Raw genomic sequence first — 20,229 nt, forward strand, 5'->3', positions numbered from 1 at the left:
GCCACTGGCCCAGCGCACGGTCATGGCCACCTGCCGGCCCTGCTGGCGGCGCCACTGCTGTACATTCCCCTCCACGGACGACACCTCATTTCCCAGTGAACGGAGCTCAACGCGTGTTCTCGATCTTCCCTCCCCGTCACCCCCGACTCCTCAGCCTCGGCCTGCTGGCCGCCGCCCTCAGCCTCAGCGCCTGCAACAACCCGCCCTCTTCCACCGCCCTGCCTGCCGCTCCGGAAATCGCTTCGGGCTACCGCACCGACATGCAAACCCGGCATGCCGACAAACACATGGCGGCCGCCGCCAACCCGCTGGCCGCCGAGGCCGGGCGCGAAATGCTGCGCAAAGGCGGCTCGGCCATTGATGCGGCGATTGCCATGCAAGCGGTGCTGACCCTGGTGGAGCCGCAGTCCTCGGGGATTGGCGGCGGCGCGATGATCGTGCTCTGGGACGGCAAGGCCGTGCGCACTTATGACGGTCGGGAAACCGCGCCGGCGGGCGCCACCGAGAAGCTCTTCCTGCAGGCGGACGGCAAGCCGATGCCCTTCCCTCAGGCGCAGATCGGTGGACGCTCGGTGGGCACCCCGGGCGTGCTGCGCGCCCTGGAAATGGCCCACCAGAAACACGGGCGCCTGCCTTGGGCGCAATTGTTCGAACCGGCGATCCGCCTGGCCGAGCAAGGCTTCGCCATCTCGCCACGGCTGCACAGCATGATCAGCGCCGACCCGTTCCTGGCGCGCTCGCCGGACATGGCCGCGTACTTCCTGAATGCCGACGGCACGCCGAAAGCCGTGGGCACCTTGCTGAAAAATCCACAGCTGGCCGCCGTGCTCAAACGCATCGCCCAGGAAGGCCCGGACGCCCTGTACACAGGCCCGGTGGCCGCGGAAATCGTCGCCAAGGTCCAGGGCCACGCCAACCCCGGCAGCCTGTCGCTCAACGACCTGCAAGGCTACCGCGCCAAGGAACGCGCGCCGCTGTGCAGCGACTACAAGCGCTGGCAGGTGTGCGGCATGCCGCCGCCTTCATCAGGCGGTGTGGCGGTGGCGCAGATCCTCGGCACCCTGCAGGCTCTGGAACAACGCGACCCGCGCTACACCCTGGCCAACCTCAAGCCGCAGAAAACCAACCTGCCCGCCGGCCTTGAGCCAGCACCGCAAGCGGTGCACCTGATCGCCGAAGCCGAGCGCCTGGCCTATGCCGACCGTGGCCTGTACGTGGCCGACAGCGACTTTGTGCCCGTGCCGGTGGCCGGCCTGATCGCCCCGAACTACCTGGCCCAGCGCGCTGCGCTGATTGGCGAACGCAGCCTGGGCAAGGCCGAACCGGGCAAGCCTCAGGGCATTCAGGTGGCCTATGCACCGGATCGCTCGCCGATGCGCATCTCCACCTCGCAAGTGGTGGCGGTGGATGACTTGGGCGGCGCGGTGTCCATGACCACCACGGTGGAAGCGGCCTTTGGTTCGCACCTGATGGTCCAGGGCTTCATGCTCAACAACCAGCTGACCGACTTCTCCTTCATCCCCGAGGAAAACGGCCAGAAGGTGGCCAACCGCGTCGAACCCGGCAAGCGCCCGCGCTCGTCCATGGCGCCGACCCTGGTCTTCGACCGCGCCAGCGGCGAACTGCTGGCCAGCGTCGGCTCCCCCGGAGGCTCGCAGATCATCGAGTACGTGGCCAAGTCGCTGGTGGGCATGCTCGACTGGAACCTCGACCCGCAAGCCGCCGTCGGCCTGCCCAACTTCGGCAGCCGCAACGGCCCCACAGAACTGGAGAAGGGCCAGTTCAGCCCGGCGCTGAAACAGGCGCTGAGAGCCCAGGGTCATGAACTGAACGAGATCGACATGACCAGCGGCACCCAAGCCATCGTTCGCGTGCGTGATGCACAGGGCAAGGCGTCCTGGGCCGGCGGCGCCGATCCACGGCGCGAAGGGGAAGCGCTGGGGGATTGAAGGCCCTGCGCTGAACCCGAGGGCCGGCCGTGAGGCTGGCCCTTTTTTGTGGGCGGGGGCCCAGGGCACTGTATGCAAGATTTTGCGGCGCTCTGTGTCTGACCCGGCCTGTGGATCTGCCCTAGCATCGTCCCTGCCCACCGAGGAACCGACGATGAACAAGATTGCAGCCGACCTTGATATTCCGGGCCTGAGCCCACGACGCCTGACGCCCCAGGACCTTGAATTGATCTGCCGCCATCGCCAGGCGATGTTTCTCGATGCGGGTAAGGACCTCTCCACCTTGCAGGTGATGACCGAGCACTTTCGCCCCTGGTTGCGCGAACGCCTGGAGGACGGCCGCTACTACGGCTTCGCCCTGATGGACGCCGAGCAGAGCGTGGCCAGCATCGGCCTGATGAACATCGACTGGCCGCCCCACCCTTCCCATCCAACTCAGGACCAGCGCGGCTACGTGCTCAACGTCTACGTCGAACCGGCCTACCGGCGCCGCGGCCTGGCGTCGGCGCTGATGAAACTGGCAGAGGCCGAGTTCAGCCAGCGCGGGCTGGGCTTTGCCGTGCTGCATGCGACCGAGGCCGGCAAGCCGCTGTATCAGGGGCTGGGTTGGGCCGCGACCAGTGAGATGGCGAAACAGGGCTTTCTGTAGCCGCTGCCGCAGGCTGCGACAAGGACCGAAGGGCCTTCGGCGCCTGGGAGATCGCTGCGACCGTTCCGGTCGTTCGCAGCCTGCGGCAGCGGCTACAGGGTTGGTTCACAAAATGTCGCAGTAATGCCGTTGCGACGCCCCCTACTCCAACCTATGGTTCGACCGTCGCTGCAAAATCAGCGAACAGGCTTGGCGGCCTGATAGAATCGAGGCGCAACAGCGCCCCACCCACATGCGGGCGCTTTTTTTGCGCCCGCATACCTGCGTTATGGCGGGTTGCGTGGGAGAACCTTCGGGTTCGCCGGTTCCTTGATTCCCGGTCCGCCAATCCTGCGCAATCCGCCACCCTGATCTGCTTGGCGGCAGACGGTGACGGTCCTTCGAATCAAGGAGTCGTGACCATGAACTGCTTCTGCAATCTGTTTCTCCATTACCTCCCGTCACAAAAAGCCGGAGGTGCCCGATGACCACTCAATCGCCTCTGACCACCCTCGGTGAAATCCGCTTTTCCCAGTGCGGCGAGCACCTGCATCCGCTGTTTCGGGTGAATGCCGACGTGCCGATCAGCGATGCCCTGGAACACGCCTCGGCGCTGTTGCATCTGGCAAAGCAATTCACCCTGGAGGCCGCCATGGAGCCCCGGTGCGACCGCTATGCTTGGGCGGCACACTACCTGGCAGAGATGGGCAAGGCACTGATGGACGACGTGCACGCCACGCTCTCTGCATGACCTGATCGTCCCTGAGCCGACGTTGCCTGTACGGGCAGATCCAGCGATCTGCCCGTACATCGCTTGACGCACTCAGCGACTTGTTTAAGTCCCAGGACGGGACTAGGATCACGCCATGAGAATTATTGCAGTCAGTCAGTTGAAGGCCTTCTGGGAGAAGTACCCGGACGCAGAACAGCCCTTGCTGGCCTGGGTCGATGAAGCAAGGAAAGCCGAGTGGTCCAACCCTGCGCAGATCAAGGACCAGTATCGCAACGCGAGCATTCTCAAAAGCCGCAGGGTGGTCTTCAACATCAAGGGGAATGAGTATCGACTGATCGTTGCCGTGGCCTATCGCTTCGGCGCGCTCTACATCAAGTTCGTAGGTACCCACCAGCAGTACGATGCCATTGACGCCGACAGCGTAGACATGGAGCAACCCGCATGAACATCCGCCCTATCCACACCGACCAGGATTACCGCGCCGCGCTCAAAAGCGTCTCGCCCCTGTTCGACAACGAACCGCAGCCCGGGACGCCTGAAGGCGATTACTTCGATGTGATGATCACCCTGATCGAGGCATACGAAGCCAGGCAGTTTCCCCTGGACCTGCCCAACCCGATCGAGGCGATCAAGTTCCGCATGGAGCAATCCGGCTTGTCCGCCGCCGACCTGGCGCCGGCCATCGGCCGCACCAATCGCGTCTACGAAGTGCTCAACGGCAAGCGCGCGCTGACCCTGCCGATGATCTGGAAACTGCACCAGCTGTTCGGCATCCCGGCCGAAAGCCTGATCAAGCCGAGCAAATCGTCCTGAGCCACGCTGCCGGGCTTGAGCTTGCCCTTGGGTAAAGGCTCAACCTGCCTGGCAGCCCAACCACACCAAGGACGTTCCATGCTCACCATCGGCCAAATGGCTCGCTGCCACAGCCTCACCACCAAGACCCTGCGCCATTACGACAGCATCGGCCTGTTCACCCCGGCCCTCACCGGCCGTGACAACGGCTATCGCTACTACAGCCCGGAACAGATCGTGACCCTGGGCCGCATCGTCTGGCTGCGGCAACTGGGCATGTCCCTGGAAGACATCCGCACGCTGGCGGACCAGGGCGGCCTGGACAGCGTGTTGCACATGCAGCAATCACTGCAGGACCACGCCCGGCAGCTGGAAAGCGAGATTGCCCGCAGCCAGAAAGTGCTCGGCCATCTGCAGCGCTATCTGGCGCAACCGCAACGCCAGATTCCTGCGCCGCAAACGCCGGAAAAAGTGCTCCTGGCGCCGCTGCGAATCATCGGCATGGCCTGGCAGCAGAATGATCCCGGCTCCATCGCCGAACTCTGGCAGCGCTTCGAACCCCGGGAGCAGGAGATCCAGCGACTGGCCGACCCTGTTGGCACTTACGGCATCTGCCAACCTCTGGAGGACGGCCATTGGCGCTACATCGCCGGCTTGCCGGTGGCGGCCGACGCGCCCTTGGTGCCGGGCATGGTGGAACTGGAAATCCCCGGCCGCCACTACGCCCGGGTCGAGCATCACGGCACGGTGCAAACCCTGCCGGAAACCTTCCGCGCCGCCTACAGCGAATGGCTGCCCGCGGCCGGGCTGCTGCCCATCGAAGCCCTGGAGTTCGAGTACAGCGGCGAACGCTTTCTGGGCCCCATGAATCCCCACAGCGTGGTGGAGTTGTATATCCCGTTGAACGCCTGAAACGCCCGGCAGACGGGCCCGTACTGGGAAGACCGCTGGTCTGGGAGCCTGTCCGGGCCAGCCGTTGTCAGCAAAAGTACCGCGGATGCCGTTATGCTCTGCAACCATTCCCAGGTAACCGAGCGAAGGCCCGATGAGTTTCCAGGCAGGTGTGTTGCAGCAGATAACCGGCATCCGTCATGACTTTTCCAACGTGGGCGCTGCCCTGCCGGCCAATCTGTTCTTCTGCTCCCAGGTCCACAGCGGCGAAGTGGTGGAAGCCAGTACCACCCTGCCCAGCGGCATCATTCGTGGCGACGCGGTACTGACCCGCTCGGCCCGGCCGATTGCGGTGGTCACCGCCGATTGCCTGCCGATGTTGATCAGCAGCCACGACGGCGCCTGGGTAGCAGCGGTGCATGGCGGCTGGAAAGGCCTGCACGGCGGGATCATTGCCCATGTGCTGGAGCACTTCGCCGCTCGGGGCATCGGCGTACATCAGTTGCGCGTGGCCATTGGCCCGTCGATCAAGCCTTGCTGCTATGAAGTCAGTGCGGATTTCGTCAACCACTTGTCTGCCAGCCAAAGCCATCTGTGGCCCGCAGCTCAGGCCCCCTGGAGCCGTCAGCAACCGGCCCCCTTGCTGCCGCCCGAGATCACCCCGCCGCAACCGACCCAGGAAGGCTCGCTGTGGTTCGACCTGAGCCGCTATGCCCTGTACTTGCTGCGTGCGGCCGGGATGAGTGATGAACAGGTCGAGTTCAGCCCACTGTGCACCTACTGCTCGACCCCGAAGCTGGCCAGCTACCGGCGCCGGGGCCATCGCGGTGACGAGAAGGCCTTTCAATACTCCTGGATAGCCCGCACATGAGCCCGGTGCTTGCATTGCAAGCCACCACCGCAAACGATCTGGAAACCCTAGTCAACATGCGTATAACGGCGATGCGCGACAGCCTGGAACGCATCGGACGCTTCGACCCGCAGCGCGCCCGAGAACGCTTTGTGGCAAGTTTTGCTTGCGAACGATGCCAATTCATCTGTCTCGACGGACAGCATGTAGGCTTCATTCAGAGCCAAGCCTATAGCGATCATTTGCTTTTGCAGCACCTGTACGTCATGCCTGATTTTCAGGGGCAGGGCATCGGCGAGAAGGCCTTGAAACCGCTGATTGATCGATCAACCCTGGAACAGGTGCCAATCCGCCTGGATGCCCTGCGTGGCAGTGACTCGAATCGTTTTTATCGACGCCTGGGTTTTGTTCAGGTCAGTGAAAGCGAATGGGATATTCATTACCTTCGCCCGGCAGATCCGCTGCGTCGTGAGTCATCCCGCGCAGACCTGCCTGAATGCCAGTAGGCGTCCCACCCCAAGCGGCGCTAACGTTGCCGCTTCTTCAGACCCAACCAAGGAGTGCCCGTGTCTGACAACCTCTATGCCCCGCCCAAGGCGGAACTGGTCGCGCCGTCCCCCCAAGCGCAGCTGCAACCGTTCTATGTGGTGTCCAGGACCAAGTTCATCACCCTGTACATCGTCACTTTCGGCATTTACCAGCTGTATTGGGCCTACAAGCACTGGCATCAATTCAGGCATGCCAGCGGCCAGGAACTGTGGCCCGTGGCCCGGGCGTTTTTTGCGATTTTCTTCACCCACGCGCTGTACCGCGAAGCCGATGCACAGCTCAAACGCGACGGCCGCAGCCATGACTGGCGGCCCGGTGAACTGGCAACCCTGTTCGTGGTGGGGCTGATCGTCAACAACGTGGTGGATGCCCTGTCACGCAAGAACATCGGCTACCCGGTGACCGACATCGCCAGCCTGGCGCTGCTGCCAGTGCTGGCATGGGTCACCTGGCTGGGCCAGCGGGGTCTGAATGCTGCTGCGGGTGACCCCGAGGGTCGCAGCAACGCCCGCTTCACCCCCGTCAACTACGTGTTCATCGTGCTTGGGGCGCTGTTGCTGGCGCTGGCCTGCATCGGGCTGATGCTACCGCCGGAATGAGCCCGGAAGGAGGCTCGCCTTAGCGGGTGATTTTCAAGGTTTGGCGCTCGCCGTGACGCTCCAGGGCCAGCTCGATCAGCCGGCTGACCAGCTCGCTGTAGCTCATGCCGGCGGCCTGCCATAGTTTGGGGTACATGCTGATACGCGTGAACCCTGGCAGGGAGTTGATTTCATTGATCAGCACTTCGCCACTGTCGGTGAGGAACACATCGACCCGGGCCAGCCCGGAGCAACCCAGCACCTGGAATGCCTCGATGGCCAGGGCCTGAATCCGCTCGCTATCAGCCGGACTGATCGCCGCCGGTACCACCACCTGAGCCGCCTGTTCGTCGATGTACTTGCTGTCGTAGGAATAGAAGCCCTGGCTGACCACGATCTCGCCGCAGCCACTGGCAAGCGGCTGGTCATTGCCCAGCACCGCGCATTCGATTTCCCGCCCGCGCACTGCCGACTCCACCAGCACCTTGTGGTCAAAGCTCAGGGCCAGTTCCACGGCAGCCAGATAATCGGCTTCGCTTTCGACCTTGCTCACCCCCACCGACGAGCCCTGGTTCGCCGGTTTGACGAACAGCGGCAAGCCGAGTTGCTCCCGGGCCTGGGCAAAACCGTAGCGACCACGAGTGGCACGGGTCAGGGTGATAAACGGCGTCACCGCCAGCCCGGCATCGCGCAGCAGGCGCTTGCTGATGTCCTTGTCCATGCACACTGCCGAGCCCAGTACATCGGAGCCGACAAAGGGCAGGTCGGCCATGCGCAACAAGCCCTGCAGGCAGCCATCTTCCCCCAGGGTGCCGTGGACGATGGGGAAGATCACATCGACATGGCCCAGCAGTTCCTGGCTGGAGGTTTCCACCAGTTGCTGACTGGCCTTGCCCGGTACCACCGCCAGTTCGCGGTTGGACTGGTTGAGGGCAATCAGCGCCGGGTTTTCCTGGTTGATCAGAAAGTTCGAGGTGTCATTGAGGTGCCAGTGGCCCTGCTTGTCGATGCCGATCAGCACCGGCTCGAAGCGCGAGCGATCCAGGGCATCGACGATGTTGCGCGCCGACTGCAACGACACTTCGTGTTCGGCCGAACGGCCACCAAAAATAATTCCGACCCGCAACTTGCTCATGAATGGTTTCCGTTAAAAAAATGATCGCTGACGCTTCTCTTGGTTTCAGCTGGGGCTGTAGCGCAAATGGATCAACGCCACCCGCTCCTGCTCCTTGTTCTTGCGCTCTTCGATGGCGAACGGCACGAAGCCCAGCTTCGGATAGAACAGCAACCCCGCCACATTGCTGTTGAAGCAGGACAGCGTCACCTCGCTGGCCTGGTGCTTGCTGCGAGCGATATGGATCATCTGCCCGATCAGTTGCGCTCCCAGGCCCGCGCCGCGCACCTCTGGGTCGACGATGACATTGCCGATGGTGCAGGTGCCGCCACTGGCCCAGCGATAGAAGTTGGCAAAGCCCACCACCTGCCCATCCAACTCGATCACTGTCGAGTCGCTGCGCTGGGCGATGGAGTCGCGCAGCTGTTCGTGGGTCAGCGGCCAGGTGGCAGCGGGAAAAAAGAAATACAACTCTTGGGGACTGCCCACGAAACTGCAGATCCGCGCAATGTCGGCGTCCGCTACCGGGCGAAAAACAACAGCCATGTTCAGTCTCCTGATACGGGGACATAACGTCCGTGTTGAGGGGCAATCGTGCCTGCAGATTAGTCACCAGCCACCGGGGCAATAGCAAGAGGCAGTTGCAGCACAGAGGCATGCGTTATCGGCTCAGGCCTTGCAGACAAACTCCAAGCCCCTGAGTTAATGTGCGGCTCTTGCGATTGCTCACCAGGACCGTCCAATGGCCAAACCCACCGCTGTCACCGACTGGGTTCACCGCGCGCCGCCCGCCCGGGGCCTGGAGCGCATCGAGGCGTATTTCGCCGGCCATGGTTATGACATGCACCGCCACGACACCTACGCTATCGGCCGCACCCTGCGCGGGGTACAGAGCTTCCAGTACCGTGGCGGCTGGCGCCACAGCCTGCCTGGGGCCACCATGGTCCTGCACCCCGACGAGCCCCACGACGGCGAAGCCGGCACCCACGACGGTTTTCACTACCGCATGCTGTATGTCGAGCCGGCGCTGATCCAGCAAATCCTCGGCGGCCAGCCACTGCCCTTCATTGCCGGCGGCCTGTCCAATGACCCGCGGCTGTTCGCCGCCACCGAGACCCTGCTGCGCAGCGTCGACGGCCCCCTCGATCCGCTGGAACAGGAAGACGCGCTGTTCGACCTGGCCCACGCCTTGAACAGCGTGTCCGGAGTCCCGCGGTCCCGCCAGCGCTTCGACTACGTAGCGGCAGAACGCGCCCGAGAGTACATCCACAGCGCCCTGGACCGGACCCTCACCCTGGACGAGTTGGCAGCCCATAGCGAACGCGACCGCTGGAGCCTGTCCCGGGACTTTCGCCTGCTGTTCGGCACCAGCCCCTATCGCTACCTGAGCATGCGCCGCCTGGACCTGGTCCGCGCCCTGCTGGTGCAGGGCCAGTCCCTGGCCAATGCGGCGCTGATGGCGGGTTTCTCCGACCAGAGCCACATGACCCGACAGTTTCGCCAGACCTACGGCCTGCCTCCCGCTCGCTGGCTGAAGATGCTCGGCCGCTGAGCCACACACGATCGTTCAAGAAGCCCGCGCCCCTGCCTGTTTACCCTCAGTGTTCATTCATCACTGAGGTGGACCGCAACATGCAAAACCCTGCCCCGCAAGACGCCTACCAAAGCATCAACTTCGCCAACAAACTCGGCCTGTTCAGCGAACACTGGACCCCCAAGGTGATCGCCGAGATGAATGACTACCAGTTCAAGATCTCCAAGCTGCAAGGGGAATTCGTCTGGCACAGCCACGCCGACACCGACGAAACCTTCATCGTGCTCGACGGCCTGCTGCACATCGACTTCCGTGACGGCCAGGTGTCCATCGCCAGCGGCGAGATGTTCGTGGTGCCCAAGGGCGTCGAACACAAGCCCTGGGCCGAGCAGGAGGTCAAACTGCTGTTGATCGAGCCCAAGGGCGTGCTCAACACCGGCGATCAAGGCGGCGAACGTACGGCACAGAACGACGTCTGGATCTGACCCCGGCCCGAATCTGCAAAGTGGAAAAGGGAATTTCCACCGCACCGGCGGGGTCAGACGCTTTGACACGCCACTCAATCAACGCTGCTGACCGACCGACGGTGTGACAAAACCCCTACGTCGAGGGAAAAAGCACGGGTAAAGTGACGCGCCGATTTTTTCTGTGCGATGGCTCTATCGCGGGGATGCCAGCCTGGTCCCGGCTTTTGATGACGCCCATGGCGCGTCCACTACCTGTTGCGACCCCTGATCCCTGCATGCCGACACCGCACCAAGCCAGCACCACGCCCACCCTGCTTCAAGACCTGCGCACCGGCACCGCGACCTTGCACGTTGCCCTGGAGAAACGCCTGCCGTTCTTCTGTGAGCGGCTTGATGCGCCCTGGTATCGACGCCTGATCCAGGCCTATTACGGCTTCTATCAGCCCCTGGAAGCGGCCCTGCAGAACAGCGGCCTGATCCCTGCGGGCTATGACCTGAGCCAACGCCTGAAGACCCCGACCCTGTTCGGGGATCTGCGTGCCCTGGGCTTGGATGTCGCCAGCATCGAGGCCCTGCCCCGCTGTGAGCAACTGCCGCCTCTGCACAGCGCCGGAGCCTGCCTGGGCACCCTCTACGTACTGGAAGGCGCGACCCTGGGCGGACAGATTCTGCGCCGGGAAATGGCCCGGCGCCTGGATCTCGATGCCGACAACGGCGGCGCCTTTCTCGACGTCTACGGCACTGCCACCGGGCGGCGCTGGAAGGACTTTCTCGACTACCTGGGGCGCATGCCCGAAGACGCGAGCACACGCCGACACCTGGTCAGCGCCGCGCAATCCACATTTGCCTGTTTCGAACGCTGGCTCGACCGCCGCGAGGTGCTGCTATGACCCCCCAAGATTCCCAAACCTTCGAACAGTTGCTGGCCAATTGCGCCAACGAACCCATCCACTCCCCGGGAGCGATCCAGCCCCACGGTGTGTTGCTGACCCTGTGCGAACCGCAACTGCGCATCCAGCAAATCAGTGCCAACGTCGAGACCCTACTGGGCCCGCCCGCCGATTCGCTGCTGGGTCACCCACTGGAGCAGTTGCTGGGAGAAACAGACGCTCAACGCATCCGTGAAGTGCTGCAACAGGATCAGCTGTTCGATGCCCCGCCGCTGCACCTGTCACTCAACGGAACACCTTTCGAAGCCCTGCTGCATCGCCATCAAGGGGTGCTGATGCTGGAGCTGGAAATCCAGCCCGATCAGCCGCAGCACCAGCACCTCAAGCAACAGACCGAGAATCTCGGGCGCCTGCTGCGGCGCCTGCAAGCGGCCAGGACCCTGCACGAGCTGTACGCCATCAGCGTCGCCGAGATCCAGGCCATGACCGGCTACGACCGGGTGCTGATCTACCGCTTCGAAGAGGAAGGCCACGGCCAGGTGATCGCCGAAGCCACCCGCCCCGACATGGAGGTGTTCAACGGCCTGTTCTTCCCCGCCTCGGACATTCCCCAGCAGGCCCGCGAGCTGTATCGCAGCAACTGGCTGCGGATCATTCCCAACGCCGACTACCAGCCGGTGCCGCTGCTGCCGACCCTGCGCCCGGACACCCAGCAGCCCCTGGACCTGAGTTTCGCCACCCTGCGCAGCGTGTCGCCGATTCACTGCCAGTACATGAAGAACATGGGCGTGCTGTCGTCCATGAGCATTTCCCTGCTCAAGGACGATCAGCTCTGGGGCCTGATCAGCTGCGGCAACCGCCAGCCGCTGCTGGTGCCCCACGAACTGCGCATTGCCTGCCAGACCATTGGCCAGGTGCTGTCGTTGCAGATCAGCGCCATGCAAGCCCTGGACCTGAGCCGCCAGCGGGAAGAGAAACTCACCGCCCTGGCCAGCCTCGACCAGGCCATGCGCGACGCCTGCGGCAGTGTTTTCGACGGCTTGACCCAGGCGCCGCAGGTGCTGCTGGACCTGACGCAAGCCGGCGGTGTCGCGATCATCGAGGACAAACAGTTGCATTGCTTCGGCCAGTGCCCGCCCCAGGACGAAATCCGCGCGCTGCATCGCTGGCTGCAAGGCACGGGGGAAGCGGTGTTTGCCAGTCATCACCTGGCCAGCGTGTACCCGCCGGCGGCGAGTTATCAACAGGTCGCCAGCGGCGTCCTGGCCATGAGCCTGCCCAAACCTGTGGATAACGGCGTGCTGTGGTTCCGCCCCGAAGTGAAGGAAAACATCCACTGGAGCGGCAACCCGCAAAAGCCCCTAGACCTGGAAAACTCCGAAGCCGGCCTGCGCCTGCGACCGCGTACCTCGTTCGAGATCTGGAAGGTGGAAATGGCCGGGATCTCCAGCAAGTGGAGCCACGGCGACCGCTTCGCCGCCAACGACCTGCGGCGCTCGGCCCTGGAACACGACCTGGCGCGCCAGGTCCTGCGTGAACAACAGGCCGTGCGCGCCCGGGACGAGCTGGTGGCGGTGGTGTCCCACGACCTGCGCAACCCGATGACCGTGATTTCCATGCTCTGCGGCATGCTGCAAAAGGCCTTCAGCTCTGACGGCCCGCATACGTCACGACGCATTTCCTCGGCCATCGACACCATGCAACAGGCCGCCAGCCGCATGAACAACCTGCTGGAGGACTTGCTCGACACCTCGAAGATCGAAGCCGGGCGCTACAGCATCGCGCCACAGCCGCTGGAGGTGAGCCAGATCTTTGAAGAGGCCTATTCGCTGCTGGCCCCCTTGGCCCTGGACAAGGCCATCGACATCAGCTTCCACGCCGAGCCCGAGCTGACCATCAATGCCGATCCCGAGCGGTTGTTCCAGGTGTTGTCGAACCTGGTGGGCAACGCCATCAAGTTCACCCCCAAGCAAGGCAAGGTCGGGGTGGTGGCGATGTCCGACGGCGAGCAGATCGTCTTCAGCGTCCGCGACACCGGGGAAGGCATTCCCGCCGACCAGCTGCCGTTCATCTTCGATCGCTACTGGACCCTGAAGGAAGGCAACCCCAACGGCACCGGCCTGGGGTTGTACATCACCCAGGGCATCATCCAGGCCCACGGCGGCAAGATCGAGGCCCACAGCGAACCGGGCAAGGGCAGCGAGTTCCGCTTCAGCGTGCCCCGCGCCAGCCTCTGATCCAGGCAGCGGGGCTGGCACACCGCCCCAGGCGCTCATTCACTCGCCTGCGCCACCAGCCAGTCGCGAAACAACTGGCCGCTGGCAGACAGGCGCTTGTGCCGCACATGCACCAGAAAGTCTGCCTGCCCGGTGCGAAACGCCCACTGGCCGACGCGCTGCAACTCGCCCTGGGCCACCAACTCGCTGGCCATGAAATCCCAGCCCAGGCCCACCCCCATGCCCTGCTGCACGGCGCTGAACATCAGCGTCAATTGGTTGAAGCCCATGGCCCCTGGGGGCGCGCTGTAGTCCAGGCCGAAATGCCGGAACCAGTCGCGCCAGTCGATGCAGTTCCAGGCCGAGGCATCCAGCTGGATCAAGGGCAGCTCGGCCAGTTGCGCCAGCGCGTCAATGGCCGGCAACTCCAGGCGCCGGCTGGCGATGGGATAGACAATCTCGGCGAACAACGGCGTGGCGGTCAGGGACGACCAATGCCCGGCGCCGTAGAGAATGGCGAAGTCGTGCTCGGCCACGCTGGACTCGTCCATGTCGTTGTTGGCGTGGATGCTCACGGTGATGTCCGGGTGTTGTTTGTTGAACGCCAGCAAGCGCGGAAACAGCCAGAACTGCGCCACCGCATGGGTGCATTGCACGGTAACGGTGTTGGCATCGCGCCCGGCCCGCAGGCGACTGACGCTGCGCAGTAACGCCTCCAACTGAGTGCTGACCTCGGCGAACAGCGAGGCACCGCTGGCGGTGAGTTTCACCCCCCGGGCCTGGCGCTCGAACAGTTCGGTCTTGAGCGACAGCTCCAGGGCACGGATCTGCTTGCTCACTGCGCTCTGGGTCAGGCACAGCTCGGTGGCGGCGCGGGTGAAGCTGGCGTTGCGCCCCACCGCCTCGAAGGTCACCAGGGTTTCCAATGGTGGCAAATGACGGGCAAAGCGGCTCATGAGGCATTCCCCAGAAGAATAGGTAGGTGCCTATATATCCTTTGTCCACTCGGTCAGCAATGACTAGGCTGCGCGCTTTGATGAATCGCTGCGAGTGTGTGCATGAAACGCGGAGTTGCTTACGCCGCCCTGGCCGGTGCGGTCTGGGGCCTGGCCATTGTGGTGCCCAGCCTGTTGCCGGAGTTCAGTCCGCTGATGCTCAGCTGTGCCCGCTTCACCCTGTACGGTGCATTCTCCCTGCTCCTAGCTGCGCCCCAGGCCCGGGAACTCTTGCAACGCCTGACCTGGAGCGATGCCGGGTTGCTGGTGAAGCTGGCGCTGACCGGCAACCTGATCTATTTCATGCTCCTGGCCAGCGCCATCCAGTGGGCCGGGGTGGCCAGCACCGCGCTGATCGTCGGCCTGTTGCCGCTGACCATTACCCTGGCCGGGCGCGGCGACGCCGACGCCGTGCCCTTGCGCCGCCTGCGCTGGCCGCTGCTGCTGGTGTTCGCCGGCATCTGCTGCATCAACCTCGACACCCTGCTGACCGCGCCTGGCGATTCACCCGAGCTGGGCCAGCGCGCCCTGGGCCTGCTCTGCGCCTTTGGCGCCCTGCTGTGCTGGACCTGGTTCGCCACCGACAACGCCCGCTACCTCAAAGGCAGCCGTTTCAACAGCAGCCAGTGGTCGACCCTGTGGGGCATCACCACCGGGCTCATGGGCGCCCTGATCTGGCTGCTGGCGGAAGCTTTCTCCCTGCCGGGTACCCAGGTCGAGGCCAGCGAGCAACGCTGGATGCTGTTCTGGGGCCTGAGCCTGTCCAGTGCAGTGCTGGGTTCCTGGTTCGGCAATCGCATGTGGAACGCCTCGACCCGGCGCTTGCCCCTGACCCTCAGCGGCCAACTGATCGTGTTCGAGACCCTGTTTGCCCTGCTGTACGGTTTTATCTGCCTGCAACACCTGCCGAGCCTGCTGCAAAGCTCGGCGGCCCTGCTGTTGCTGGCCGGGGTGCTGTGGGCGGTGCGCCGCCACTTGCCCCAGCCCCACTGAACGCGCCTTAGCCCTGGGCCACGGAACAGGCCGGCAAGGCTGGTGACGCCCGAGGCAAACGCAACGCCAGGAGTGCACCGAGCAAGGCCAGCAGGGCGCTGGCCGCAGTGGCCATTTCAATGCCATGAGCCTGATTGCCCTCAGGGCTCAAGGTATTGGCCAGGGACACCAGCAGCGCCAGCCCCAGGGCCCCGCCGATTTGCTGACTGGTAGAGGCCACCCCCGCTGCCACCCCTTGCTCGGACGCTGCGATACCCTGCCCGGCCGAGACCCACATCGAAGTCCAGGTCATGCCCTGGCCGATGCTCATCACCACAATCCCTGGTAACAGGCCGACAAAACCCAGGCTACCGGGCAAGGCCAGGTACATCATGCCGATGCCCAGCGCCCCAAGCAGCAAGCCGCTGACCAGGGTCGCCCGCAAGCCGATACGCAGCAGCGCCCGTTCCGCCACCCAGATTCCGGCCGTGCACAGCAGGGTCGAAGGCAGGAACGCCAAGCCGCTCTGCAACACGCTGAACTGGTAGACCTGTTGGAAATACAGGCTGAGAAAGTAGTACTGCACGCCAAAGCTGCTCATGAACAATGCAGTAATCACCATGGCCATGCGCAGTTGTGGATAACCCAGCAAACGCAGCGGCATCAGCGGGTCCGGGCTGCGCTGCTCCAGTCGGACAAACAGCCAGAGCAACGCCAGGGACAGCATCAGGCAAGCCAGGGTCGCCGGCGCGGTCCAGCCCCACTCCGGCCCCTGAACAATGGAAAACACCAGCAAGGTGCCCCCCAGGGTCACGGTCAGGGCACCGCGCAGATCGAACTGACGGCCACGCTGGCGCGCCGGGTCGGCAGGAATCCAGCGCCGGGCCATCAGCGCGCAGGCTCCGGCCAGGGGCACGTTGACCAGGAACACCGCTTCCCAGCCCCAGTACTGGGTCAACACCCCGCCCAGCAAGGCCCCCAGGGCCAGTCCCGCCGCCGAGGCCGCGCTCCACACCGCAAAGGCGCGGTTACGGGCCGGGCCTTCGGCGTACCAGGTGTTGATCAGGGCCAGGGTGGCCGGGAACAGCATCGCCCCGCCCACGCCCTGCACGGCCCGGGCCAGCACCAGCAACAGGGCGCTGCCGCCCAGGCCGCCGGCCAGGGACGCCAGGGCGTACAGGGACTGGCCAATGATGTAGAAACGCCGCTTGCCCAACAGGTCCGCCGCACGCCCGCCCAGCAGCAGGAAGCCGCCAAAGGCCACACTGTAGGCGCTGACCACCCACTGTAATTGCTGGGCGGAGAACCCCAGACGCTGGCCAATGTCCGGCAGGGCAACAAAGACGATGGTGGCGTCCAGGGCGATGATCAACTGCGCGGTGGCCAGCAGTAACAGCATCCAGCCCGACGGCTTGGCTAACGGGGTCGCGGACATCGCGAAAATCCTTGTCTGAAATAAGCGGCGCCCAGTGTCATCGATGCCGTTTAAATGATAAATACGCCACTTCCTCTTTCAGTAATGACTTTAATCATGGATCTGAACGCCCTTCGCCTGCTGGTCCGGGTGGCCGAGACCCGCAGTTTCACCCGGGCCGCCGGCGACCTGGGGCTGACCCAATCCGGCCTGTCCCGGGCCATTTCCCGCCTGGAACAGCAACTGGGCGTGCGCCTGCTGCAACGCAATACCCGCAGTGTCAGCCTGACCCCGGACGGCCAGGTTCTGGTGGACCGGGCCGGACCGCTGCTGGCAGAACTGGCCCATACCGAGCACTTGCTGCTGGACCGCCGGGACTCTCCCACCGGAGCGCTGAAGATCAGCACCCCTTCACTGTTCGGGCGCAAGGTGGTGATGCCGGTCATTGGCGAGCTGACCACCCGCTATCGCGAGTTGAGCATCGAGGCGGTGATGACCGATCGGGTGGTGGACATCATCGACGAAGGCTTCGACGCGGTGCTGCGTACCGGGGTGATCAACGACCAGCGTCTGATCGCCCGCCCCCTGGCGCCCTTGCGCTGGGTAACGGTGGCAGCGCCGGCTTATCTGCAGCGCCATGGCACGCCCCGGCAACTGGCGGACTTGCAGCAGCACAACTGCCTCACCGTGCGCAACCTGCGCAGCGGCCGCCTGGTGGACTGGCAGTTCATGGACCAGGGCAAGCCTCTGGACCTGGCGGTGCAGGGGCGGCTGATCTTCGACATCGGCGATGCCCTGGTGGATGCGGTGCTGGGTGGCTTCGGCATCGCCCAGTTGATGGAGTTCGCCGTGCGCGATGCCCTCGACGCAGGCCATCTGGTGCCGATTCTCCAGGCCCATGACGGGCGCTGCCGGGAACTGTCCCTGGTCTACCCGCCCTCACGCCAATGCTCGCCGAAACTCAACGCCTTCGCCGACGCCCTGGGCCAGGTGAGCTGGTAGCCAAGACCCAGTCGGCGGCAGAGCGCTGGACTTGCAGGTGCTGGATCACACCCAGCAGACGTTGACTCAAACCTCACCGGCCTGGGGCAACTGACGACCGTCAACGGCGTCGCCAATGGTCAGGAAATGCCCACCTGCTACATGGTGCAGGGTGCGCAGCGAGTCCTGACCCTCGAAGTGCCAACGCCCTTCGCTGAACACTCGGGCATCGGCCTGGGCCGCAATCACCTCACCGAGGAACAGGTCGTACTGCTGGTGATTGTGGGGCTCGGGCAACAGCCGGCATTCCAGCCAGGCCACGCAACCTTCCAGCAGCGGAGCCTCAAGGGCCTGGCCGGCAAAGGTCGATAAACCATAGGCGCAAAACTTGTCGCGCCCGGCGTGGTGCAGCTCCAGTCCGGAGCTGTTGCCCAGGCTCTGCACAATGTCCACTTGAGCGGCGCAGGGCACGTTGAGGACGAAGGTGCCCGAAGCCTCCAGCAGCTGCCGGGTCCAGGTGGACTTGTCGAGCACCACGGCAACTTTCGGCGGCTCGAAATCCAGGGGCATCGCCCAGGCCGCGGCCATGATATTGCGCTGGCCACCATGGGCCGCGCTGACCAGCACCGTAGGGCCGTGATTGAGCAGGCGGTAGGCCTTTTCCAGAGGGACCGAACGACGAAATGCAGGCATGGCAGGCTCCTGAAAAAAAAACCGATTGTAGCCCTATCCAGCCCTCGGGCAGACCGCGGCATTGGATGGATTTTCTGGATAATCCGTCCAGCCGCCGACGGCTTATCCGCGCCCTTCCAAAGACTAGACTCAGCCTTCACCAACCGTCGAAGGAGCCGCACCATGGCCGATCATTCCCTGAACAACAAAGTCGTGTTGATTGCCGGAGGGGTGAAAAACCTCGGCGGCCTGATTGCCCGTGATCTTGCCAGCCACGGGGCCAAAGCCGTGGCCGTGCACTACAACAGCAGCGCCAGCCAGGCCGACGCCGAGCGCACCCTGGCGGCGCTCAAGGACCTGGGGGTCGAGGCCCACGCCTGGCAGGCCGACCTCACCAGCGCCAGTGCCGTGGAGCGTCTGTTCAGCGAGGTCAAGGCGCGTTTCGGCAAGATCGACATCGCCATCAACACCGTGGGCAAGGTGCTGAAAAAACCCATAGTCGACATCAGCGAAGACGAGTACGACCAGATGTTTGCGGTCAATGCCAAGAGCGCGTTCTTCTTCATCAAGGAAGCCGGCAAACACTTGGAGGACAACGGCAAGCTGGTGACCCTGGTGACGTCGCTGCTGGGAGCCTTCACCCCGTTCTATGCCACCTATGGCGGTTCCAAGGCACCGGTGGAACACTTCACCCGGGCCGCAGCCAAGGAGTTCGGCGCCCGCGGCATCTCGGTCACCGCTGTAGGGCCAGGCCCCATGGATACACCGTTCTTCTACCCTGCCGAAGGGGACGACGCGGTGGCCTACCACAAGAGCGCCGCGGCCCTGTCGCCTTCGAGCAAGACCGGACTCACTGATATCGAGGATGTGGTGCCCTTCATTCGTCACCTGGTGACCGAGGGTTGGTGGATCACCGGTCAGACCTTACTGATCAACGGCGGCTACACCACCAAGTAATCCTGGCGCCCAAGGGGTAAATTGGCCTGCCGAGCCGCTGCATCGATCGCCTCGGACGATGCCGCGATCCATTGCCGCTCGGCGTCCCCCGGACCAGGATCGTTCATACGATGGATAAGCTTGAACAATACCGCGTGTTCATCCAGGTGGCCGACATGGGCAGCTTCATCAAGGCCGCCCATGTCCTGGAACTGCCACGGGCCACCGTCTCCTCCGCCGTGCAGCAACTGGAAACCGCCCTCGGCACGCGCCTGCTGCACCGCACGACCCGGCATGTGCAATTGACCGCCGACGGCGCCATCCTTCTGGAGCGAGCCCGGCGTCTGCTGGCGGATGCATCCGAACTCAGCCAACTGTTCCAGCATCGCCAGGTGGATGTCAGTGGACGTTTGAACATCGACGTACCCAGCCGCATCGCCCGGCGCCTGATCGTGCCCGCCCTGCCCCAATGGCTGGCGCAATACCCCGACCTGCAACTGGCGCTGGGGGCCTGCGATCGCAGCATCGACCTGGTCCAGGAAGGCATCGACTGCGCGATCCGCGTCGGCAGCCTGGCGGACAGCAGCCTGATCGCCCGTCCCCTGGGGCGCCTGGCGCTGATCAACTGCGCCAGCCCCGCCTACCTCGCCGAACATGGCGAGCCTCGAAGCCACCAGGACCTGCAGAATGGCCAGTGGATGGTGGGCTACGCCTCCCCGGACACGGGTCGAGAGCAGCCCTGGGAATACCTGCAGGAAGGTCGCGAGCACCTGCTGGGCCTGCCCAGTCGGGTGATCGTCAACAACGTCGAGAACTACATTGCCTGCTGTCGCCAGGGCCTGGGGCTGATCCAGGTGCCGCGCTTCGATGTGCAGCATCTACTGGAGCGCGGCGAACTGGTGCAGGTGCTTCATGAACTGCCGGTGGCGCCCATGGAAATCAGCGCACTGTACCCCGACCGCCGCCATCGCTCGCGCCGTCTCAATGTGTTCATCGAATGGTTTGCCGAACTGATCAAACCGCACCTGGAGGCTTGAAGCCGACCTGCAGAACGTGAGATGAAAGCGC

22 protein-coding genes are annotated in these 20,229 nt (G+C 64.1%); 17 read left to right on the plus strand and 5 right to left on the minus strand.

The features are described from left to right. Positions 1-113 precede the first annotated feature (113 nt). From ggt to WIN67_RS25815, 9 genes are all read left to right on the plus strand, one after another. Entirely contained in the window at positions 114-1,949 is a 1,836-nt protein-coding gene (gene ggt / locus WIN67_RS25775) for a gamma-glutamyltransferase (protein WP_339070215.1), read from the plus strand. A gap of 154 nt (positions 1,950-2,103) precedes the next feature. Then, on the plus strand, positions 2,104-2,598 hold the full coding sequence (locus WIN67_RS25780) for a GNAT family N-acetyltransferase (protein ID WP_123393939.1): 495 nt from the start codon (positions 2,104-2,106) through the stop codon (positions 2,596-2,598). Positions 2,599-3,061: 463 nt separating this feature from the next. After that, complete coding sequence (locus WIN67_RS25785; protein WP_248764742.1) at positions 3,062-3,328, plus strand: DUF3077 domain-containing protein; 267 nt, start codon at positions 3,062-3,064, stop codon at positions 3,326-3,328. Positions 3,329-3,443: 115 nt separating this feature from the next. Beyond that, positions 3,444-3,755, plus strand: coding sequence for a type II toxin-antitoxin system HigB family toxin (locus tag WIN67_RS25790; RefSeq protein ID WP_072450953.1), 312 nt, complete (start codon positions 3,444-3,446; stop codon positions 3,753-3,755). After that, a complete protein-coding gene (locus WIN67_RS25795; RefSeq protein WP_016967390.1) occupies positions 3,752-4,123 on the plus strand; it encodes a helix-turn-helix domain-containing protein in 372 nt (123 codons plus the stop codon). Before WIN67_RS25790 ends, WIN67_RS25795 begins: the two co-directional genes overlap by 4 nt. Before the next feature lie 78 nt (positions 4,124-4,201). Then, positions 4,202-5,014 (plus strand): MerR family transcriptional regulator, encoded by an 813-nt coding sequence (locus WIN67_RS25800; protein WP_110652212.1) that lies wholly within the window; start codon positions 4,202-4,204, stop codon positions 5,012-5,014. 133 nt (positions 5,015-5,147) lie between these two features. Continuing rightward, complete coding sequence (locus WIN67_RS25805; RefSeq protein ID WP_253085011.1) at positions 5,148-5,864, plus strand: polyphenol oxidase family protein; 717 nt, start codon at positions 5,148-5,150, stop codon at positions 5,862-5,864. Beyond that, positions 5,861-6,349: a GNAT family N-acetyltransferase gene (locus tag WIN67_RS25810; RefSeq protein WP_265073750.1), complete on the plus strand. Its 489-nt coding sequence runs from the start codon at positions 5,861-5,863 to the stop codon at positions 6,347-6,349. The genes WIN67_RS25805 and WIN67_RS25810 overlap by 4 nt, the downstream gene beginning before the upstream one ends. Positions 6,350-6,409: 60 nt before the next feature. Then, on the plus strand, positions 6,410-6,991 hold the full coding sequence (locus tag WIN67_RS25815; protein ID WP_123393935.1) for a DUF4234 domain-containing protein: 582 nt from the start codon (positions 6,410-6,412) through the stop codon (positions 6,989-6,991). A 19-nt stretch (positions 6,992-7,010) separates the two neighbouring features. Here the strand turns inward: WIN67_RS25815 and ddlA are convergent, their stop codons facing one another. Both ddlA and WIN67_RS25825 read right to left on the minus strand, forming a co-directional pair. Then, positions 7,011-8,105, minus strand: a complete 1,095-nt coding sequence (gene ddlA, locus WIN67_RS25820; protein WP_268562620.1) for a D-alanine--D-alanine ligase — start codon at positions 8,103-8,105, stop codon at positions 7,011-7,013. Between the two features lie 45 nt (positions 8,106-8,150). Then, positions 8,151-8,630 carry a GNAT family N-acetyltransferase gene (locus WIN67_RS25825; protein ID WP_123393932.1) on the minus strand — a complete coding sequence of 160 codons (480 nt, stop codon included), beginning with the start codon at positions 8,628-8,630 and terminating at the stop codon, positions 8,151-8,153. 196 nt (positions 8,631-8,826) lie between these two features. On the opposite strand from WIN67_RS25825, the gene WIN67_RS25830 reads away from it, so the two are divergent. The 4 genes from WIN67_RS25830 to WIN67_RS25845 all read left to right on the plus strand — a co-directional run bounded on the left by WIN67_RS25830 (position 8,827) and on the right by WIN67_RS25845 (position 13,212). Beyond that, positions 8,827-9,636: an AraC family transcriptional regulator gene (locus WIN67_RS25830; RefSeq protein WP_102860222.1), complete on the plus strand. Its 810-nt coding sequence runs from the start codon at positions 8,827-8,829 to the stop codon at positions 9,634-9,636. 80 nt (positions 9,637-9,716) lie between these two features. Then, positions 9,717-10,103, plus strand: coding sequence for a cupin domain-containing protein (locus WIN67_RS25835; RefSeq protein ID WP_102880955.1), 387 nt, complete (start codon positions 9,717-9,719; stop codon positions 10,101-10,103). A gap of 257 nt (positions 10,104-10,360) precedes the next feature. Further along, on the plus strand, positions 10,361-10,975 hold the full coding sequence (locus WIN67_RS25840) for a biliverdin-producing heme oxygenase (protein ID WP_213665955.1): 615 nt from the start codon (positions 10,361-10,363) through the stop codon (positions 10,973-10,975). Beyond that, entirely contained in the window at positions 10,972-13,212 is a 2,241-nt protein-coding gene (locus WIN67_RS25845; RefSeq protein WP_339070217.1) for an ATP-binding protein, read from the plus strand. Before WIN67_RS25840 ends, WIN67_RS25845 begins: the two co-directional genes overlap by 4 nt. A 35-nt stretch (positions 13,213-13,247) precedes the next feature. Here the strand turns inward: WIN67_RS25845 and WIN67_RS25850 are convergent, their stop codons facing one another. Next, positions 13,248-14,147, minus strand: a complete 900-nt coding sequence (locus WIN67_RS25850) for a LysR substrate-binding domain-containing protein (protein ID WP_102880958.1) — start codon at positions 14,145-14,147, stop codon at positions 13,248-13,250. 102 nt (positions 14,148-14,249) lie between these two features. Between WIN67_RS25850 and WIN67_RS25855 the strand changes: the two genes are divergently transcribed. Continuing rightward, a complete protein-coding gene (locus tag WIN67_RS25855) occupies positions 14,250-15,179 on the plus strand; it encodes a DMT family transporter (protein WP_339070218.1) in 930 nt (309 codons plus the stop codon). 7 nt (positions 15,180-15,186) lie between these two features. Here the strand turns inward: WIN67_RS25855 and WIN67_RS25860 are convergent, their stop codons facing one another. Next, entirely contained in the window at positions 15,187-16,593 is a 1,407-nt protein-coding gene (locus tag WIN67_RS25860) for an MFS transporter (RefSeq protein ID WP_102880959.1), read from the minus strand. A gap of 96 nt (positions 16,594-16,689) precedes the next feature. On the opposite strand from WIN67_RS25860, the gene WIN67_RS25865 reads away from it, so the two are divergent. Further along, positions 16,690-17,574, plus strand: a complete 885-nt coding sequence (locus WIN67_RS25865) for a LysR family transcriptional regulator (protein ID WP_102880960.1) — start codon at positions 16,690-16,692, stop codon at positions 17,572-17,574. A gap of 66 nt (positions 17,575-17,640) precedes the next feature. Here WIN67_RS25865 and WIN67_RS25870 read toward each other — a convergent pair whose 3' ends face one another. Further along, complete coding sequence (locus tag WIN67_RS25870; protein ID WP_110652201.1) at positions 17,641-18,246, minus strand: flavin reductase family protein; 606 nt, start codon at positions 18,244-18,246, stop codon at positions 17,641-17,643. 162 nt (positions 18,247-18,408) lie between these two features. On the opposite strand from WIN67_RS25870, the gene WIN67_RS25875 reads away from it, so the two are divergent. Together WIN67_RS25875 and WIN67_RS25880 are read left to right on the plus strand one after the other, a co-directional pair. Further along, positions 18,409-19,182, plus strand: coding sequence for an SDR family oxidoreductase (locus WIN67_RS25875; protein WP_339070219.1), 774 nt, complete (start codon positions 18,409-18,411; stop codon positions 19,180-19,182). Between the two features lie 110 nt (positions 19,183-19,292). Then, positions 19,293-20,198 carry a LysR family transcriptional regulator gene (locus tag WIN67_RS25880; protein ID WP_339070220.1) on the plus strand — a complete coding sequence of 302 codons (906 nt, stop codon included), beginning with the start codon at positions 19,293-19,295 and terminating at the stop codon, positions 20,196-20,198. Positions 20,199-20,229 lie beyond the last annotated feature (31 nt).

Origin of the sequence: Pseudomonas idahonensis, from assembly GCF_037903935.1 — a bacterium.
In the GTDB taxonomy this organism is placed as follows: Bacteria; Pseudomonadota; Gammaproteobacteria; order Pseudomonadales; family Pseudomonadaceae; genus Aquipseudomonas; species Aquipseudomonas danubii.

What these genes read in the sequence shown, in the direction of transcription:
- WIN67_RS25780 (WP_123393939.1), top strand. Translation starts at nt 2,104, where the DNA reads ATGAACAAGATTGCAGCCGACCTTGATATTCCGGGCCTGAGCCCACGA.
- WIN67_RS25785 (WP_248764742.1), top strand. Translation starts at nt 3,062, where the DNA reads ATGACCACTCAATCGCCTCTGACCACCCTCGGTGAAATCCGCTTTTCC.
- WIN67_RS25790 (WP_072450953.1), top strand. Translation starts at nt 3,444, where the DNA reads ATGAGAATTATTGCAGTCAGTCAGTTGAAGGCCTTCTGGGAGAAGTAC.
- WIN67_RS25795 (WP_016967390.1), top strand. Translation starts at nt 3,752, where the DNA reads ATGAACATCCGCCCTATCCACACCGACCAGGATTACCGCGCCGCGCTC.
- WIN67_RS25800 (WP_110652212.1), top strand. Translation starts at nt 4,202, where the DNA reads ATGCTCACCATCGGCCAAATGGCTCGCTGCCACAGCCTCACCACCAAG.
- WIN67_RS25805 (WP_253085011.1), top strand. Translation starts at nt 5,148, where the DNA reads ATGAGTTTCCAGGCAGGTGTGTTGCAGCAGATAACCGGCATCCGTCAT.
- WIN67_RS25810 (WP_265073750.1), top strand. Translation starts at nt 5,861, where the DNA reads ATGAGCCCGGTGCTTGCATTGCAAGCCACCACCGCAAACGATCTGGAA.
- ddlA (WP_268562620.1), bottom strand. Translation starts at nt 8,105, where the DNA reads ATGAGCAAGTTGCGGGTCGGAATTATTTTTGGTGGCCGTTCGGCCGAA.
- WIN67_RS25825 (WP_123393932.1), bottom strand. Translation starts at nt 8,630, where the DNA reads ATGGCTGTTGTTTTTCGCCCGGTAGCGGACGCCGACATTGCGCGGATC.
- WIN67_RS25830 (WP_102860222.1), top strand. Translation starts at nt 8,827, where the DNA reads ATGGCCAAACCCACCGCTGTCACCGACTGGGTTCACCGCGCGCCGCCC.
- WIN67_RS25835 (WP_102880955.1), top strand. Translation starts at nt 9,717, where the DNA reads ATGCAAAACCCTGCCCCGCAAGACGCCTACCAAAGCATCAACTTCGCC.
- WIN67_RS25840 (WP_213665955.1), top strand. Translation starts at nt 10,361, where the DNA reads ATGCCGACACCGCACCAAGCCAGCACCACGCCCACCCTGCTTCAAGAC.
- WIN67_RS25845 (WP_339070217.1), top strand. Translation starts at nt 10,972, where the DNA reads ATGACCCCCCAAGATTCCCAAACCTTCGAACAGTTGCTGGCCAATTGC.
- WIN67_RS25850 (WP_102880958.1), bottom strand. Translation starts at nt 14,147, where the DNA reads ATGAGCCGCTTTGCCCGTCATTTGCCACCATTGGAAACCCTGGTGACC.
- WIN67_RS25855 (WP_339070218.1), top strand. Translation starts at nt 14,250, where the DNA reads ATGAAACGCGGAGTTGCTTACGCCGCCCTGGCCGGTGCGGTCTGGGGC.
- WIN67_RS25860 (WP_102880959.1), bottom strand. Translation starts at nt 16,593, where the DNA reads ATGTCCGCGACCCCGTTAGCCAAGCCGTCGGGCTGGATGCTGTTACTG.
- WIN67_RS25865 (WP_102880960.1), top strand. Translation starts at nt 16,690, where the DNA reads ATGGATCTGAACGCCCTTCGCCTGCTGGTCCGGGTGGCCGAGACCCGC.
- WIN67_RS25870 (WP_110652201.1), bottom strand. Translation starts at nt 18,246, where the DNA reads ATGCCTGCATTTCGTCGTTCGGTCCCTCTGGAAAAGGCCTACCGCCTG.
- WIN67_RS25875 (WP_339070219.1), top strand. Translation starts at nt 18,409, where the DNA reads ATGGCCGATCATTCCCTGAACAACAAAGTCGTGTTGATTGCCGGAGGG.
- WIN67_RS25880 (WP_339070220.1), top strand. Translation starts at nt 19,293, where the DNA reads ATGGATAAGCTTGAACAATACCGCGTGTTCATCCAGGTGGCCGACATG.